General features: G+C 65.3%; 13 protein-coding genes and 2 pseudogenes. 7 read left to right on the forward strand and 8 right to left on the reverse strand.

The features are described 5' to 3' along the window. Position 1 precedes the first annotated feature (1 nt). The 5 genes from ACK3BK_RS10800 to ACK3BK_RS10820 are packed head-to-tail and all read right to left on the reverse strand — an operon-like array spanning position 2 to position 4,858. On the reverse strand, positions 2 to 1,021 hold the full coding sequence (locus tag ACK3BK_RS10800; RefSeq protein WP_411384466.1) for a polysaccharide biosynthesis/export family protein: 1,020 nt from the start codon (positions 1,019 to 1,021) through the stop codon (positions 2 to 4). Between the two features lie 22 nt (positions 1,022 to 1,043). Beyond that, positions 1,044 to 1,691 carry a CpsD/CapB family tyrosine-protein kinase gene (locus tag ACK3BK_RS10805; protein WP_186665324.1) on the reverse strand — a complete coding sequence of 216 codons (648 nt, stop codon included), beginning with the start codon at positions 1,689 to 1,691 and terminating at the stop codon, positions 1,044 to 1,046. A 1-nt stretch (position 1,692) separates the two neighbouring features. Further along, positions 1,693 to 2,439 (reverse strand): sugar transferase, encoded by a 747-nt coding sequence (locus tag ACK3BK_RS10810; RefSeq protein WP_411384278.1) that lies wholly within the window; start codon positions 2,437 to 2,439, stop codon positions 1,693 to 1,695. Continuing rightward, positions 2,436 to 3,497, reverse strand: coding sequence for an NAD-dependent epimerase (locus tag ACK3BK_RS10815; protein WP_411384279.1), 1,062 nt, complete (start codon positions 3,495 to 3,497; stop codon positions 2,436 to 2,438). Before ACK3BK_RS10815 ends, ACK3BK_RS10810 begins: the two co-directional genes overlap by 4 nt. Continuing rightward, positions 3,494 to 4,858 (reverse strand): UDP-glucose dehydrogenase family protein, encoded by a 1,365-nt coding sequence (locus tag ACK3BK_RS10820; protein ID WP_288376863.1) that lies wholly within the window; start codon positions 4,856 to 4,858, stop codon positions 3,494 to 3,496. Before ACK3BK_RS10820 ends, ACK3BK_RS10815 begins: the two co-directional genes overlap by 4 nt. Before the next feature lie 385 nt (positions 4,859 to 5,243). Between ACK3BK_RS10820 and ACK3BK_RS10825 the strand changes: the two genes are divergently transcribed. Continuing rightward, the gene (locus tag ACK3BK_RS10825; RefSeq protein WP_411384280.1) at positions 5,244 to 6,944 is read left to right on the forward strand and encodes a sulfatase-like hydrolase/transferase; all 1,701 of its coding nucleotides are present in this window, start codon (positions 5,244 to 5,246) and stop codon (positions 6,942 to 6,944) included. 38 nt (positions 6,945 to 6,982) lie between these two features. Here ACK3BK_RS10825 and ACK3BK_RS10830 read toward each other — a convergent pair whose 3' ends face one another. Next, on the reverse strand, positions 6,983 to 8,311 hold the full coding sequence (locus ACK3BK_RS10830) for an MFS transporter (RefSeq protein ID WP_186711612.1): 1,329 nt from the start codon (positions 8,309 to 8,311) through the stop codon (positions 6,983 to 6,985). A 161-nt stretch (positions 8,312 to 8,472) separates the two neighbouring features. Between ACK3BK_RS10830 and ACK3BK_RS10835 the strand changes: the two genes are divergently transcribed. From ACK3BK_RS10835 to ACK3BK_RS10850, 4 genes and pseudogenes are all read left to right on the forward strand, one after another. After that, positions 8,473 to 9,570, forward strand: coding sequence for a sugar diacid recognition domain-containing protein (locus ACK3BK_RS10835; RefSeq protein ID WP_186665274.1), 1,098 nt, complete (start codon positions 8,473 to 8,475; stop codon positions 9,568 to 9,570). A 121-nt stretch (positions 9,571 to 9,691) separates the two neighbouring features. Further along, on the forward strand, positions 9,692 to 10,831 hold the full coding sequence (locus ACK3BK_RS10840; protein ID WP_186665272.1) for a glycerate kinase: 1,140 nt from the start codon (positions 9,692 to 9,694) through the stop codon (positions 10,829 to 10,831). A gap of 590 nt (positions 10,832 to 11,421) precedes the next feature. Next, positions 11,422 to 12,150, forward strand: a pseudogene (locus ACK3BK_RS10845) (PAS domain-containing protein); the annotation flags it as partial. A gap of 150 nt (positions 12,151 to 12,300) precedes the next feature. Beyond that, a pseudogene (locus tag ACK3BK_RS10850) lies at positions 12,301 to 12,735 on the forward strand (methyl-accepting chemotaxis protein); the annotation flags it as partial. 10 nt (positions 12,736 to 12,745) lie between these two features. Here ACK3BK_RS10850 and ACK3BK_RS10855 read toward each other — a convergent pair. Together ACK3BK_RS10855 and ACK3BK_RS10860 are read right to left on the reverse strand one after the other, a co-directional pair. Then, positions 12,746 to 13,294, reverse strand: coding sequence for a lipocalin family protein (locus tag ACK3BK_RS10855; RefSeq protein ID WP_411384281.1), 549 nt, complete (start codon positions 13,292 to 13,294; stop codon positions 12,746 to 12,748). 343 nt (positions 13,295 to 13,637) lie between these two features. Next, a complete protein-coding gene (locus tag ACK3BK_RS10860; RefSeq protein ID WP_186665266.1) occupies positions 13,638 to 14,378 on the reverse strand; it encodes an enoyl-CoA hydratase-related protein in 741 nt (246 codons plus the stop codon). A 97-nt stretch (positions 14,379 to 14,475) separates the two neighbouring features. On the opposite strand from ACK3BK_RS10860, the gene ACK3BK_RS10865 reads away from it, so the two are divergent. Together ACK3BK_RS10865 and ACK3BK_RS10870 are read left to right on the forward strand one after the other, a co-directional pair. Beyond that, entirely contained in the window at positions 14,476 to 15,120 is a 645-nt protein-coding gene (locus ACK3BK_RS10865) for a TetR family transcriptional regulator C-terminal domain-containing protein (protein ID WP_186665264.1), read from the forward strand. Positions 15,121 to 15,190: 70 nt separating this feature from the next. Next, positions 15,191 to 15,907, forward strand: a complete 717-nt coding sequence (locus tag ACK3BK_RS10870; RefSeq protein WP_186711618.1) for a response regulator — start codon at positions 15,191 to 15,193, stop codon at positions 15,905 to 15,907.

Genomic DNA, 15,907 nt, shown 5'->3' on the forward strand with positions numbered 1-15,907 from the left:
GTCAGTCGTTGCTTTCTTTGTTGTCGACGCGGTAGCTGAAGCTGAAGCCAAAGCCCTGGAACAGCACCACGTCAGCCAGTTGCCGGGACAGCTCGGCAGCGCTGGCCAGCTTGGTCTTAGGCACGTACAGCATGTCTTCGGGCTGCAGGTAGGCGAGCTTCTGGCTACCGCCGGAGAGGGCCTGGTCGACGTCGTAGTTGACCGCATGCACGGTGTTGCCTTCGCGGCGCATGATCACCACCGAACCGAGCTTGGCCTTCAGGGTCGGGCCGCGGGCCAGGGTCAGGGCCTCGAGCACCGACACCGGACGCCGGATCTGGAATGCGCCTGGCTGGCCGACTTCGCCGAGCACGTAGATCTCGTTGGCGGCAGTGGACTTGAGCAGCACATCCACGCTCATGCGTCCGGGCAGGCTGGCGTAGCGCTCGTTGAGGTAGTCACGCAACTGGTTGACGGTCATGCCCTGCAGTGGCACCGAGCCGATTTCCGGGAAGGTCGCGCGGCCGTCGTTGCCCACGGTGATGTCGCGGCTCATGCCGGTGCCGGGGTGGCTCAGGGCGTTCTTCAGGTTGACCTCGTCGGTCATGGGGCTCAGCACGCGCACCGTCACCTGGTCGCGGTTGGGCTTGAACACGCGCTTGTCGTTGTAGGCCTGGCGAATGGCGCTCTCCGCTTCGCTTGGGGTCAGGCCTTCGACGCGCACCGACGCGTTGGTGGATGGCAGGGTGATGCTGCCGTCGGGCAGCACCAGTTGCTGGCCGTTCAGGCCGCTGGCGGCCATGAAGTTGAGGTCCAGGGTGTCACCGGACTGGATGCGGTACACCCCGGCAGAGCGGTTGCTGACGTGGAAGATCACTTCCAGCACGTCCTGTGGCCGCAGCACCTGCTCGCGGCGGGCGACTTCGGTAGCCTGGCTCTCGGCCGGCGGCGCGGTGAGGATCTGCACCGGCATTTCGCGGCTTTCCTGGCTGGCGCAACCGGCCAGGGCGAGCACGCACAGGGCAATCGTGGGGTATCTCATGGCGATCATGGCGTGCGTCCTCTCACAGGTTGTCGTACAGCCACTTGGGCATGTAGTACTTGCGCTTGTTGAACACGCTGCCGATCAGCCGCGCGCCGGCTTGCTCGAGGCGCTGGACTGCGGCCTGGGCCACCTCTTTGCGGGTTTCCTCGGCGCGCACCACCAGGATCACGCCATCGACCAGGGTGCCGATCACCAGGCTGTCTGCGCTGGCGTAGATGGCCTCGCCGTCGATCACCACGAAGCGGTAGTGGGCGGCGAACTGGCGCAGCAGGATGCGCAGGCGCTCGGGGTCGAGGCGGTCGCGGCCGCGCTTCCAGGTGCCCACCGGCAGCACGTCGAATGGCTGGTCGGACAGGTGCACCACGCAGTCCTGCGCCAGCGGTGGGGTGTCCTCGTCGAACAACAGGTCGGTGTAGCCGCGCAGCTTGTTCAGCCCCAGTTGCTGGCTCAGGCCGTTGCTGCTGGAACTGCCGTCGATCAGCAGCACCGCACCTGCGCTCATCAGCGCCAGCTGGCTGGCGAAGGCCAGGGTGCTGGTGCTGGTGCCGGTTCCGGTGTTGGCCGCGGTCAGCAGCAGGGTGCGCTGGTCGAGGTCGAGGACAGTGGCGGTCAGGTTGGTCTCGCTCGGGTTGGCGATACTCAGGCTTCTAGAAGTGGAACCGTCCATCTCAACTTGCTCCGTGGCCAGTGAAAACCTTGAACGGGGTCTTGAGCAGGATTTTCAGATCCAGCAGCAGGCTCTGTTCGTTGATGTAGCTGAGGTCAAGCTCTACGCGTTGGTCAAAATCGATGTTGCTGCGTCCGGAGATCTGCCAGAGGCCGGTCATGCCGGGGTAGATCGACAACCGTGCCAGGTGGTTGTCCTTGTAGCGGTAGGCGTTGAACGAGGTGGGGCGCGGGCCGACCAGGCGCATGTCGCCGGTGACGACGTTGATCAGGTTGGGCAGCTCGTCCAGGCTGCTGCGCCGCAGCCAACTGCCCACCGAGGTGATGCGCGGGTCTTTGTCGATCTTGAAATCGATGGAGTCGGCGCCGTGCTTGTTCAGGTGGCGTACCGAGTCCTTCAGCGCCTCGGCGTTGGCGACCATGGTGCGGAACTTGAACATGCCGAACAGGCGGCCGCGGTAGCCGGTGCGTTTCTGCACGAAGAACACCGGGCCCGGGCTGGACTGCTTGATCATCACTGCCAGCACCAGGAACACCGGGGACAGCAGCAACAGCAGGGTCAGCGCCGCCAGACATGACAGCGCGCGGTTGGTGCGCGACAAGGTCCAGGGGCGCCCACCGACCCGGCCGGTCATCCAGCCGCGGCCTTGCATGTGGACGGCGGCATCGATGCGCTGGCGGTGCGCCGGGTCCATGCGTTTGTCCTGGTACAGCGCCTGTAGCTGGGCGCTTTTCGGTTGTCCTGTCATATCACCCTCCGTTGTTTCGACTGCTCGCCTGCAGGTTCGCCGTCTGTGGCGGGCGAGTAGTATTGCTTGAACCAGGCGACGAATCGCCCGAGCCCTTCATCAAGGGAAATCGTTGGGGTAAAGCCGGTGACCCGGGCCAGGGCGCTGGCATCGGCGTAGGTGGCCAGCACATCGCCCGGCTGCAGGGGCAGCAACTCGATCACCGCATCGCGCCCGAGGTGTTTTTCCAGCAGGACCAGGTAGTCGAGCAGTTCCACCGGGCATTGGCCGCCGATGTTGAACAGGCGCCAGGGCGCTGCGCTGCTGGCTGCGTCCGGGCTGAAGGCATCCCAATCCTCATCGGCGCGAGGCGGGTAGGGCATCAGCCTCACCAGGCTTTCGACGATGTCGTCGATGTAGGTGAAGTCGCGCTGGTGCCGACCATGGTTGAACAACTGGATCGGCCGGCCTTCGCTGATGGCGCGGGCGAACTGCATCGGCGACATGTCCGGGCGGCCCCAGGGGCCATAGACGGTAAAGAAGCGCAGGCCACTGCAGGGGATGCCGAACAGATGGCTGTAGCTGTGCGCCATGGCCTCATTGGCCTTCTTGGTGGCGGCATACAACGACAGCGGATGATCGACTGCATCCTGCACCCGGTACGGCGTGCGCTGGTTGGCGCCATACACCGAGCTGGACGAGGCATACAGCAGGTGCTGCACCGGGTGGCGCCGGCAGCCTTCGAGAATGTTCAGGAAACCCGCCAGGTTGCTGTCCAGGTAGGCCTGGGGATTCTGCAGCGAGTAGCGCACACCCGCTTGCGCTGCCAGGTGCACCACCACCTCGGGGCGCTCCTTGGCGAACAGCCGGGCCATGGCGTCGCGGTCGGCAAGGTCCAGGCGGTGCAGCGCAAAGTCACCGACGCTCTGGCGCACCCAGTGCACGCGGGCATGCTTGAGCGACGGATCGTAATAGTCGTTGAAGTTGTCCAGGCCCAGCACCTCATGGCCGTCGCACAGCAGGCGCAGGCAGGTGTGGGCACCGATGAAACCGGCGGCGCCGGTGACCAGCACTTTCATGGCGCGCCGACCTGCGGGGCATTCTGGTCGGGTGCGACCTGGCGCAGGCCGATGCCGCTGTAGTGCAGGCCGTGGGCGGCGACCTGCTCGGGGTTGTACAGGTTGCGGCCGTCGATGATCACCCGGGCGCGCAGCTTGCTGGCCAGCAGCGAGAAATCCACCACGCGGAAGTTCTTCCACTCGGTGCAGATCACCAGGGCGTCGGCGTCCTGCAGGGTGTCGTCGCGGGTGGCGCACAGTTGCAGGTCGTCGCGGTAGCCGTACAGGCGCCGGCATTCGTCCATCGCCTCGGGATCATAGGCCCGCACGGTGGCGCCTTCGTCCCACAGCGCTTCCATCAGGTAGCGGCTCGGTGCTTCGCGCATGTCGTCGGTGTTGGGCTTGAAGGCCAGGCCCCACAGGGCGATGGACTTGCCGCGCAGCCCGCCCAGGCGCTGCTGGAGCTTGGCGAACAGGATGCGCCGCTGCCGGTCGTTGACTTCGTTGACGCTCTGCAGCAGGCGCAGGGGCATGCCGCTGTGTTCGGCGGTGTGCAGCAGGGCCTTGATGTCCTTGGGGAAGCATGAACCGCCAAAACCGCAGCCGGGGTAGATGAAGTGGTAGCCGATGCGTGGGTCCGACCCGATGCCGCGGCGCACCGCCTCGATGTCGGCACCCAGGTGCTCGCTGAGGTTGGCCAGTTCGTTCATGAAGCTGATACGCGTGGCGAGCATGGCGTTGGCGGCGTACTTGGTCAGCTCGGCGCTGCGGTTGTCCATGAACATCAGCTTTTCGTGGTTGCGGCAGAAGGGCGCGTAGAGTTCGGCAAGCTGGTCGTGGGCGACCTGGTCATGGGTGCCGACGATGATCCGGTCGGGGCGCATGCAGTCGGCCAGGGCGCTGCCTTCCTTGAGGAATTCGGGGTTGGACACCACGCGCACCTGCAACTTGCCCTTGCCCAGGCGCTGCAGTTCGGCGCGGGCAAGGGCCTCGACCTGGTCGGCAGTGCCGACCGGCACCGTGGATTTGACGATCAGGGTGCGGTCGGTCTCCATCAGCGCGGCAATCTGCCGGGTGACGTCGAGCACATGGCTCAGGTCGGCCGAGCCGTCCTCGTCAGGTGGGGTGCCGACGGCGATGAAGATCAGTTCGGCATGGCTGACCGCGTCGCTGGCCTGGGTACTGAACAGCAGGCGATCTTCCTTGATGTTGTCTTCCAGCAGGCCCGACAGGCCCGGCTCGCTGATCGGCGGGACGCCCTGGCGCAGTTGGTTGATCTTGTGGGCATCCACGTCCACGCACAGGACCCGGTGGCCAACGTCGGCAAGCGCTGCCGCTTGTACCAGTCCTACGTAGCCAGTGCCAAAAACGCTCACGTCCATGTCGGCGTGCCTCGTATGGATGAGTAAGAGGTATGAAACAGTGGTGTGATTTCTGTATAGCTCAGCTCGCGGGAAATGCGTCAAACCAATGGCATGTTTCGTCGCATTTACAGACGCCAAGCAAAACGGCCACTGGCCATCAACCCTTTGTCAATCCGGGGTTTAGCGTTGAAAGCTACTGGCAGTTGGCCGTTCGACGAACTGATGAACGGTTGCAGGCCGCGAATAATGCGGGCTTATGACGATAGAGCGTCTCAACCGTGTTACGTTTCTTGCGCCAGAATATGGCGTTGCGATATCGCCGGAAAATTGACATTTTCGCCTTGTGATTTGTTTCAGGACTGCTACGGTGTGAATGGAAACCCATGACCGGAGTGGTCGAATCATGCGCGGATGGATCAAGCTGGCCCTGCTGTTCATCTACCTGGCGAGCTTTCATGGCTATTACCGGGAGCGGATGGAAGCACTGGGTCTTGGCCTGCCGTTGCTGCTTTACCTGGGCGTGGCCGGGGTGCTGGTGGTGGGGCTGCTGCTGGGGGCGTGGATTCGCCCGGGTTGGCTGCGCTGGGCGCTGGCGGCGGCTTTTGCGGTGAGTGCGCTGTTCTTCGATGCTTATCTGCGAATCACCGATTCCTACCTCACCTATAGTGCGTTCGTGTCCATGGTGTATGCCGGTGGCTTCATCCAGGAAGCACTGGAGCAGTACCACTATGCAATCACCTTGGCGGCGTTCAGCTCGCTGCTGGTGCTGTTGGGTGTGGGCTTGCGGCCGGGCCCTGTGCCGCGCTTGCCGCGCCTGGTGCCGGTTGTCGCGCCGTTTCTGGCGCTGGCGTTGCTGATCGGCGTGCTGTTCATCCGCGCCGGCGAGGGTGCCCGTGGCCTCCCAGTGATGTACACACCCTTGGCTTACCTGAGCCTGTTCGGCTACGAGGCGCTGCACGACCGTGTCGGCCCACGCGAGCCGGTGAGCCTGGCGCAGTCCGGCAAGCCGATGGCGCGCGATATCGTGCTGATCATCGACGAAAGCATTTCGGGCAACTACCTGGACCTCAATACCCCAGCCGGCGTGGCGACTCACCTGCTGCAGCCGCAGCCAGGGGTGAGTATCTTCAACTACGGCTACGCCGCTTCGGTGGCCAACTGCAGCGCCGACACCAACGTCACCCTGCGTTATGGCGGCACCCGCAGCGATTACCTGCGCATCAACTCGACCCAGCCGTCGATCTGGCAATACGCCAAGCGTGCGGGGCTGGGCACGGTGTACATCGATGCCCAGCGCACCGGTGGCAACCTGCAGAACCTGATGGACGACAACGAAAAGCGCGACATCGACCGCTTCGTCCAGTTCGATGACACTCCCGTGGTGCAGCGCGACATGGCGGCGCTGGAGCAACTGGTCAGCCTGCTCAAGGATGGCCAGCCGCAACTGATCGTGATCAACAAGGTTGGCGCGCATTTCCCGGTGCACGACAAATACCCCGACGCCTTCCTGACCTACCAGCCGGCATTGCCGCGCGGGCATTTCACCGATGTGGCCGACACCGGCACGCGCGAAGGCTTCGATGGGCGCCCCGAAGACTGGGTGCTGTATCGCAACGCGTACCGCAATACGCTGGGCTGGAACGTGGGTGAGTTCTTCCGCCGCCTGTTCGCCGAGGCCGACCTGAGCCAGGCGGTGCTGATCTATACCTCCGACCATGGGCAGGACCTGCATGAGCGCGGCAATCCGGGCCTGAACACTCACTGCGACAGCGAGCCGGTGATGGAGGAGGGGCTGGTGCCGCTGGTGGTGATTCAGGGCGAGGGCGTCAAGGCCCTGGACTGGCAGGCGCACCTGGCACAGAACCGCAACGCCTCCAGCCACTACAACATCTACCCTACGCTGCTGAAGTTGCTCGGCTATGACGCCGCAGCCGTCACCCGCACATACGGCCAGGCGCTGGATGTGCCGACCGACGATCCGTTCACCTTCAACGTGCGCTTCAACGCACGGCTGGGCGCCAAGCCGGACTTTCGTCACATCGACCTCAGCCAGGTGGTGACCCCTGACCAGGCCAAGGGTGTCGCGGTGACTGTGGCGCCCTGAGCGCTCATGCCGTTGCGGCAGAGCGCGGGGCAAAGGCGTCAGTTGGCCCGTGCGGCGTTCAGTGCCCCGGCGCGCGACACGCGCAGGGCCACCAGGCTGCCCAGCACGATCACACCCGCCAGCGAGTACAGCGCCGCGTCCGTCGAGCCGGTCTGGTCCTTGATGAAGCCCACCAGATACGGGCTCAGGAAGCCGGCCATCTGGCCCACCGAGTTGATGATCGCCAGGCCCGCGACAGCGGCACTGGCGCTGAGCAGCGCGGTCGGCATCGGCCAGAACATCGGCAGGCCAGTCAGTGCGCCCATGGTGGCGATGGACAGGCCCAGGATGGCCACGGTCGGGTTGCTGGCAAAGTTGACCGCGATCAGCAGGCCGATGGCGCCCATCAGCATGGGCACCACCAGATGCCAGCGGCGTTCGTTGCGCAGGTCTGCCGAGCGGCCGACGAGGATCATGAACACCCCGGCCAGCAGGTAGGGGATCGCACTCAGCCAGCCGATCAGCAACGGGCTGTCGAAGCCCAGGTTCTTGATGATCGAGGGCAGCCAGAAGTTGATCGCATAGACACCGCTCTGGATGCAGAAGTAGACGAAGCCGAAGGTCCAGATCAGTGGGTTGGTCAGCACGGCCAGCACGCTGTCGCCGGTGGTGCTCGGCTTGCTCGCGGCATCGGCGGCGAGGTCCCTGGCGATCAGTTGGCGCTCGCTGTCCGACAGCCAGGCGGCCTTCTGATAGCCGTCGCTGAGCAGGAACACCGCGAGTATGCCCAGCGCCACGGTCGGCAAGCCCTGGATCAGGAACATCCACTGCCAGCCCGCCAGGCCGTGCTGGCCTGCGGCGAAGTGGTCGAGAATCCAGCCGGAGAACGGCCCGCCGAGCAGGCCCGAGACCGGGATCGCCGACATGAACAGGGCCATGATGCGCCCGCGCCGATCAGCCGGGAACCAGCGCGAGAGATACAGGACCACGCCGGGGAAGAACCCGGCTTCGGCGGCGCCGGTGAACAGGCGCAGCACGTAGAACTCCATCGGCGTGGTGACGAACAGCAGGCAGGTCGAGAGCGTGCCCCAGGCGATCATCATCACCGCGATCCAGCGCCGGGGGCCGAAGCGGTTGAGCGCCAGGTTGCTGGGCAGGCCGCAGAGCACGTAGCCGATGAAGAAGATCCCGGCGCCCAGGCCGTAGATGGTCTCGCTGAACTTCAGTGCGTCGAGCATCTGCAGCTTGGCGAAACCGACATTGACGCGGTCCAGGTAGTTGAACAGGTAGCAGATGAAAATGAACGGGATCAACCGCAGGGTGATGCGCCGGTACAGCGCATTGCGGCTGGGGTCTTGGCCTTGGTCAGGGGCAGGGCTGTGTGCCATGATGAAATTCTCTGTTGTTATGGTTGTCACGCGGCGCCTGTCCCGGCGCTCGCCTGAAACGAGTCTCGGCGAGCAGGGCGCCGCTGTCTTTGTGCTTTTGCACAGCGTAGGGCACGCACGGCTGTGCTGCGGAACAAAGTCTGCCACTGCAAGGAACCCACATGTTCGAGCTAGACCACGACCTGGCCCAGGATATCGTCGACCGGGCGATGGCGATCCTGCCGTGCAACGTCAATGTCATGGACAGCCAGGGCCTGATTCTGGGCAGCGGCGAGCCAGAGCGCATCAACACTCGTCATGAGGGGGCACAACTGGTCCTGGCCAATGGGCGTATCGTCGAGCTCGACAGCGAGGCGGCCAAGTGCCTCAAGGGCGTGCAGCCGGGGGTGAACCTGCCGTTGATGCTCGACGACCGACTGATCGGCGTGCTCGGCCTGACCGGCGATCCGCAGCAACTGCGCACCTATGGCGAGCTGGTACGCATGACCGCCGAGATGCTCCTGGCCCAGCGCCACCTGCAGGTCGAACAGCAGTGGCGCCGGCAGCGCTGCGACGATCTATTGGCGCTGCTGCTGGGCGGCAGTGGCGATTCACCCCGGCTGGTGGACGAAGCCCGGCAACTGGGGCTCAAGCCGCAACTGGCGCGGGTTCCTTGCCTGTTCGAGCTGGAGGGCGGCCCACCGGGCGAAGTGCTGTCGGCCTGGCTGAGCAGCCGTTATCCGGACAGCTGGTGCGTCAGCCCGGCGCGTCAATCGCTGCTCTGGTGCCGCCCGGCAACCGTGGCGCTGGACGAGGTGCGCCTGATCGAACGCTTGCAGCGCCATGGCTGGCAGGTCCAGCGCCTGGCCCTGGGCAGCGTGGCGCAGAGTCTGGAGCAGTTGCGACGAGGTTATCGCCGGGTCCGCGACTTGTTGGCCTATGGCCGCGAGATAGTGCCCGGCGAGCGCGTGCTGAGTTTGTCGCGCTACCGCTTGCCGGCGTTGCTCTGGCGTCATCGCAATGACGACGCCCTGGACGAATTGCTCGAACCGCTGCAACGCATCCGCGCCAAGGATGCCAGCGGGCAATTGCTCGCCACCCTGCGCGCCTGGTGCGCCCATGACGGACAAAGCCAGGCGTGCGCCGATGCCTTGGGGATCCATCGCAACAGCCTGCGTTATCGATTGGAGCGTATCGCTGAACTGGGCGAGGTGGATCCGCTGCGTCTGGAGGGGATGCTGAGCCTGTACCTGGGCTTGCAACTGCTGCCTGCCGAGTGAGCCTGGGGATTGGGGCGAAGGCATTTGCCCAAACAACCGGTCGGGCCTTTTGTGCATCCGACCGAGGCCGCTCTGGCTCGCAGCTGTCAGCATGCGGGCTAACAGGACCAGGAGATTCCCCATGAAAGTCGTCATCGCCCCCGATTCGTTCAAGGACAGCCTCGATGCCGCCGGTGTCGCCCGGGCGATCAGCGCCGGGCTGGCCAAGGTCTGGCCCGAGGCCGAGCGTGTCGAGTGCCCGATGGCCGATGGCGGTGAGGGCACCATGGAGGCGATCGTCGCGGCCACCGAGGGCGAGCAGCGCCGCCAGGTGGTGCGCGGTCCGCTGGGGGCGCCAGTGGAGGCGAGCTGGGGCTGGCTGGCGCAGAGCCGTACCGCCGTGATCGAGATGGCCCAGGCCAGTGGTATCCAGTTGCTGCCCAGCGGTGAGCGCGATGCCTGCCGCAGCAGCACCTGGGGCACCGGCGAGCTGATTGCCGCAGCCCTGGCGGCAGGTGCGCAGCGTATCGTGCTGGCCATCGGCGGCAGCGCCACCAACGACGCGGGCAGCGGCATGCTGCGGGCGCTGGGGCTGCGGTTGCTGGACAGCGAAGGCCAGGCACTGGCCGAGGGCGGCTTGGCCCTGGCGCAACTGGCACGCATCGACGCCAGCGACCTCGACCCACGTCTGGCCGAGGTACAGTTCGAGGTGGCGGCGGATGTTGACAACCCCTTGTGCGGCCCCAACGGCGCCTCGGCGATCTTCGGCCCGCAGAAGGGCGCCACGCCTGAGCAGGTGCTGCTGCTGGACCAGGCCCTGGGGCACTTTGCCGACCACTGCGCGCAGTTGCTGGGGGAGGATGTGCGTGAGTTTCCTGGTTGCGGTGCGGCGGGCGGCATGGGCTTTGCGGCCAAGGCGTTCATGGGCGCGCGTTTTCGTCCCGGGGTTGAAGTGGTGGCGGAGCTCGCTGGGCTGGACGGGCTGGTGCGGGGCGCGGACCTGGTGATCACCGGCGAAGGACGTTTCGATGCCCAGACCCTGCGCGGCAAGACCCCGATGGGCGTAGCCCGCGTGGCCAAGCGTCATGGAGTGCCGGTGGTGGTGATTGCCGGCACCCTGGGGGAGGGCTACGAGGCGTTGTATGCCCACGGCATCGATGCCGCGTTCGCTGTGACCAGCGGGCCGATGACGCTCGAGCGCGCCTGCGCCGAGGCCGGGACGCTGCTCGAGGCGCGGGCGGGGGATATCGCACGGCTGTGGCAGGTGGCGCGGGGGGTGTAGGCGCTATTTCTTTCGAGGGGGTTGTGTGGGGGCTGGCAAGAGTTCGCCGAAAGATTTCTAGTGCCCATGAGATCGAGCGCCGCCCGCGCGGCGCTTCGCGGGCAAGTCGGAGCGCCGAACCGCCGCCCCTACATTTGTTTCGGGCCAGTTATGCCTGTGCCATAGGCGCTCGACGCCTGGTGTGTACGACTCGGTAACGCGCCGTGCGCCAAAGGGGCGCGCGAAAATGCCACAGGATTCATTGGCCCGAAACAAACTGTAGGAGCGGGCTTGCCCGCGAAGCGCCGCGCGGGCGGCGCTCGATCTCATGACCACTAAAAATCTCTCGGCGAACACCTGCCAACCCCAACCCCAACCCCAACCCGCCTCCAGCCAACCCTCAACGTCACACAACCGTTCATCGGATCAGAACGTTATTTTGTAACGGCTAATAGCACTTTGATAGCGGCTCTCGGTCTTTCCTGAGATGCTGCATCACATTCTCGTTTGAAAGTGACGGGCCCACGGAATCCGGGGCCTGACGGCCACCAGGGAAGCTGGCTTGCAGGATGCGTGAGTGCTTTACCACACAACTGTTCGCAAGGTGTCCCATGTTCGATCGAAAAATCAAAGCTCGGCTCGCGGCAAGCGAGGCCGAGGTCAAACGCCTGCGTGCGGTGCTCGAGCAACTGGAGCAAGGCAGCCTGGCCCTGCGTCTGGATGCCAACCTGAGAATCATCGCCTGCAACGAAGCATGCGCCGCCGCGCTTGCACAACCCTCGAGGGCGCTGATCGGGCGGCCTCTGAGCGATATCGTCCCCGGCTACGTGACAACCTTGCCCTGCTACCGGCAGTTCACCCAGGCCATATCACGGCTGGAGCCGGTGGCCGACGACTATCGTTTCCTGCGCGCCGACGGCCACATGGTCTGGCTACGCCTGAAGTGGTTGCCAGTGCGCGGCGAGGACGGACGCCTGGACTATGTGCAGGGCTACGGCAGCGAGGTGTCCGCCGAGGTCGGTCAGCGCCTTGAGAACACAGCCTTCATCGAGGCGCTGTTCCGCTCGACGGCGATCATCCAGTTCGACCTGAGCGGCAACATCGTCACGGCCAACGAACGGTTTCTCGAGGCCATGGGCTATTCGCTGGAGCGCGTGGTCGGCCAGCATCACCGCCTGTTCTGTCCGGCCGATGAAGCGGCGACACCGGCCTACACGGAGTTCTGGAAGACCCTCAACAGCGGGCGCTATGTCGCTGGGCGCTTCCGCCGACTGGACAGCCGTGGGCAGGAAGTCTGGCTGGAGGCCAGCTACAACCCGGTCTACGACGCCGAAGGCAAGATCAGCCGGGTGATCAAGTTCGCCTCGGTGATCACCGACCAGGTGCGCAAGGAGCAGGATATCCGCCGCGCTGCGCAAATGGCCCTGGAGGTGTCGCGCAACACCGACGTCAGTGCCCGCGAGGGGGCGAGCGTGGTGCAGGAAGCGGTGCAGACGATGCAGGCGGTGGCCGATCAGATGCACAGCGCCTCGAGCACCATCGAGGCGCTGGGCAAGCAGTCGGTGGTCATCAGTTCGATCGTGCAGACCATCGGCAGCATCGCCTCGCAGACCAACTTGCTGGCGCTCAACGCTGCCATCGAAGCGGCCCGCGCGGGCGAGCAGGGGCGTGGGTTTGCCGTGGTCGCCGATGAGGTGCGCCAGCTTGCAGCGCGCACCAGCGCGGCGACCGAAGAGATCGTCGCGGTGGTGGCGCGTAACCAGCAACTGGCCGATCAGGCAGTGGTGGAGATCGAAAACAGCCGCGAGCAGGCCGGGGTCGGGCTGACCCTCGCAGGCCAGGCGGGCAGCGCCATCACTGACATTCAGGAAGGCGCACGCCGCGTGGTGCAGGCGGTCGGACAGGTGACCCAGGACCTGCGCTGAGCCGCAAGCCTCAGTCGGGCTGGCGCCAGATCAGTTCGCGGGTGTCGTAGCCGCGCTGGCGAGCGACTTCGAGCAACTGGTTGCGTGTGCGCTCGCTCACTGTCGGGGTGCGTGACAGCAGCCACAGGTACTCGCGATTCGGGTGGCCGACCACGGCCACGCGGTAGTCCGGATCGTGGTACAGCACCCAGTATTCGCCCTTGGCGGTATCGGGCGCCAGTTTGCTGAACCAGTTGTCGAACCTCACCCACAGCTTGTCGGTCTGGCCGGGTTGCTGCAGTTGGGCGATGCCGGTCGCCTGCTGCCACTCACCGTCTTCGTCACGGCAGCGGTTGGTGACATCGACCTGGCCATCTTCGCGCAGTTGGTAATCGGCCTCGGACTGCACGCAGTCACGCTGGAAGAACATCGGCAGGCGTGCCAGTTCGTACCATTTGCCCTGGTACTGCTCGAGATTGACGGGCATAGTCTTGGGTGGCGGTTTATCTGGCGAAGCGCCGACACAGGCGCCCAGGGTCAAGGCCAGGCAGGGAATCAGCAAGGTGGCGCGAATCGCCATGAATAACCTCCGTAATGACTGTGTTGTCACTGCTTGGACGCCGGACGTTGGTGAAAGTTGAATCTTTCAGCGTGGCTCCAGTGCCGCGTTCATCATCCGCTCTAGCCCGGCGTACTCGGCGTGGCTGGCCAGGTAGGCGTCGGCGCGCGCTGGCGACGAAGGCGGCATCGACGCGCCCGTCCTGCAAGGCCTGCAACGCCATGTGATGGGTGCCGGCGTACACCAGCGCGCCGAAGTAGCGTTGCAAGGGCGTGGTCACCTGGGCGGCGAACTCGACGCTCGGCACCCGGCTGCCGGAGGTGCTGACTGGTGGTGAAATGCTTCTATCGGGTGCAGCCTGCTCCTACACCAATGCCTGCAACGCCGCGCGGGCTTGCTCGCTGGCCAGGCGCTCGATGAACAATGCCGCCTCCCGTTTTACGGTCTCCTCCAGTTCCCGGCGCTGTCCATCCTTGAGCAGGCGTTTGCTGATCCGCAGGGCCTGCTGGGGCATGGCTTGCAAGCGCCTGGCGAGCGCTACCGCGGCCGCCAGGCACTGTTCGCCGTCGTCATGCAGCTCGTTGGCCAGGCCCCAGGCCAGTGCCTGTTCGCCGCTGAGCAACTCGTTGGCCAGCAGCAGCCGCGCCGCCCTTTGATGCCCGAGCAGACGTGGCAGCAGCAGGCTCGAGCCGAATTCCGGGCATACACCCAGGGGGGCGAAGGGCATGCGCAGTTTCGCCGAGCGGCTGACCAGCACCTGGTCGCAGTGCAGCAGCAGGGTGCAGCCGATGCCGATGGCGGGTCCGTTGACGGCGGCGAGCAGCGGCTTGTCCAGTGCCAGCACGGTGCGCATCATGCGAAACACCGGGCTGTCCAGATCACGTGGAGGGTTGTCGAGAAAGTCGCGCAGGTCGTTGCCGGCGCTGAAGCAGGTCGCACCGCCGGTCAGCAGGATCACCTCGACGGCCGGGTCTTCGCTGGCCGCCTGCAGATGGCGGTCCAGTTCGCTGTACATCGCGTTGTTGAGCGCGTTGAGCTTGTCGAGGCGGTTGAAGGTCAGGGTCAGCAAACCCTGGTCGAGGGCGCAGGTGATCAGGTCGGACATGGCAGGCATTCTTGTTATTGGCCGGAGCACAGGGTTTATCACGCGCTGCGCCTTGTTGTACAGTCGTTCAGTCCAACCCGCCGCGACGAGAATCCGCATGACCCAGGAAGCCCGCTACAACCGCATGGCGCCCGAAGAACGCAAGGCCATCCTGGTCCAGGCGACCCTGGCCTGCCTCAAGCGCGATGGCTTCCAGGGCGCGTCGATCCGCAAGATCTCCGCCGAGGCGGGCGTGTCGGTGGGGCTGATCAGCCATCACTATTCGGGCAAGGACGAACTGGTCGCCGAGGCCTACCGAGCCGTGACCGGGCGGGTCATGGGCCTGCTGCGCGAGGCCATGGCCCAGGCCGCACCCAATGCCCGCGAGCGCCTGTCGGCGTTCTTTCGCGGATCGTTCTGCGCCGAGTTGCTCGACCCGCAGTTGCTCGACGCCTGGCTGGCCTTCTGGGGAGCGGTGAAGACCGCCGAAGCGATCAACCAGGCGCACGACCATTCCTATTCCGAATACCGCAACGAACTGGCCGCGCTGCTGGCGGCGCTGGCAGCGGAGGAGGGCTGGCAGGCCTTCGACGCGGACCTCGCCGCGATCAGCCTGAGCGCCTTGCTCGATGGCCTGTGGCTTGAGTCGGGGCTCAACCCCAACACCTTCACCCCGGAGCAGGGCGTGCAGATCTGCGAGGCCTGGGTCGATGGCCTGCAGGCGGGTGGGCGTCGACGCTTCAGCCTGCCGGGAGGCTGTTGATCGGTCGTTCAGTACCGGGTAGGCTGCTGGCGCGGGTTTCAGAACAACATCAAAGAAGAGACCACACGCAATGACACCTCGGGTACTGGTCGTCGACGACGATCCGCTCATTCGTGACCTGTTGCAGGCCTATCTCTCGCGGGAAGGCTACGACGTACGCTGCGCCGACACCGCCGAAGAGGCCGAGCGCTGCCTGGCCAGCCAGCCGGTGGACCTGGTCATGCTCGACATCCGCCTGCCGGGCAAGGACGGCCTGACCTTGACCCGCGAGCTGCGGGTGCGCTCGGAAGTCGGCATCATCCTGATCACCGGACGCAACGATGATATCGACCGCATCGTCGGCCTTGAATGCGGCGCCGACGACTACGTGATCAAGCCGCTCAACCCGCGCGAACTGGTGTCGCGGGCCAAGAATCTGATCCGCCGTGTGCGCCACGCCCAGGCAAGCCGCCCTGGCGCCATCGCCAGCCCTTGCCTCAAGCAGTTCGCCGACTGGGCGCTGGACAGCGACCGGCGCCGGTTGATCGACCCGCAGGGCGGTGAAACCCTGCTGACCCATGGCGAGTTTCAACTCCTCAGCGTGTTCCTGCGCAATAGCGGCCATACCCTCAGCCGCGACCAGTTGATGGACCAGATCCGTAACCGCGAATGGGTGCCCAACGACCGTTCCATCGACGTGCTGGTCGGCCGTCTGCGGCGCAAGTTGCACGACGACCCGGCCGAACCGCAACTGATCATCACCATCCACGGCACCGGCTATCTGTTCACCGCCAGCGTGGCGGCCTGA

It is taken from the genome of Pseudomonas sp. L7 (assembly GCF_046605565.1).
Lineage (GTDB): Bacteria > Pseudomonadota > Gammaproteobacteria > Pseudomonadales > Pseudomonadaceae > Aquipseudomonas > Aquipseudomonas wayambapalatensis.

Excerpts from the sequence above, each read along its gene's own strand:
- ACK3BK_RS10840 (WP_186665272.1), top strand. The coding sequence starts at position 9,692 with ATGAAAGTCGTCATCGCCCCCGATTCGTTCAAGGACAGCCTCGATGCC.
- ACK3BK_RS10870 (WP_186711618.1), top strand. The coding sequence starts at position 15,191 with ATGACACCTCGGGTACTGGTCGTCGACGACGATCCGCTCATTCGTGAC.
- ACK3BK_RS10800 (WP_411384466.1), bottom strand. The coding sequence starts at position 1,021 with ATGAGATACCCCACGATTGCCCTGTGCGTGCTCGCCCTGGCCGGTTGC.
- ACK3BK_RS10825 (WP_411384280.1), top strand. The coding sequence starts at position 5,244 with ATGCGCGGATGGATCAAGCTGGCCCTGCTGTTCATCTACCTGGCGAGC.
- ACK3BK_RS10835 (WP_186665274.1), top strand. The coding sequence starts at position 8,473 with ATGTTCGAGCTAGACCACGACCTGGCCCAGGATATCGTCGACCGGGCG.
- ACK3BK_RS10805 (WP_186665324.1), bottom strand. The coding sequence starts at position 1,691 with ATGGACGGTTCCACTTCTAGAAGCCTGAGTATCGCCAACCCGAGCGAG.
- ACK3BK_RS10855 (WP_411384281.1), bottom strand. The coding sequence starts at position 13,294 with ATGGCGATTCGCGCCACCTTGCTGATTCCCTGCCTGGCCTTGACCCTG.
- ACK3BK_RS10860 (WP_186665266.1), bottom strand. The coding sequence starts at position 14,378 with ATGTCCGACCTGATCACCTGCGCCCTCGACCAGGGTTTGCTGACCCTG.
- ACK3BK_RS10830 (WP_186711612.1), bottom strand. The coding sequence starts at position 8,311 with ATGGCACACAGCCCTGCCCCTGACCAAGGCCAAGACCCCAGCCGCAAT.
- ACK3BK_RS10810 (WP_411384278.1), bottom strand. The coding sequence starts at position 2,439 with ATGACAGGACAACCGAAAAGCGCCCAGCTACAGGCGCTGTACCAGGAC.
- ACK3BK_RS10865 (WP_186665264.1), top strand. The coding sequence starts at position 14,476 with ATGACCCAGGAAGCCCGCTACAACCGCATGGCGCCCGAAGAACGCAAG.
- ACK3BK_RS10820 (WP_288376863.1), bottom strand. The coding sequence starts at position 4,858 with ATGGACGTGAGCGTTTTTGGCACTGGCTACGTAGGACTGGTACAAGCG.
- ACK3BK_RS10815 (WP_411384279.1), bottom strand. The coding sequence starts at position 3,497 with ATGAAAGTGCTGGTCACCGGCGCCGCCGGTTTCATCGGTGCCCACACC.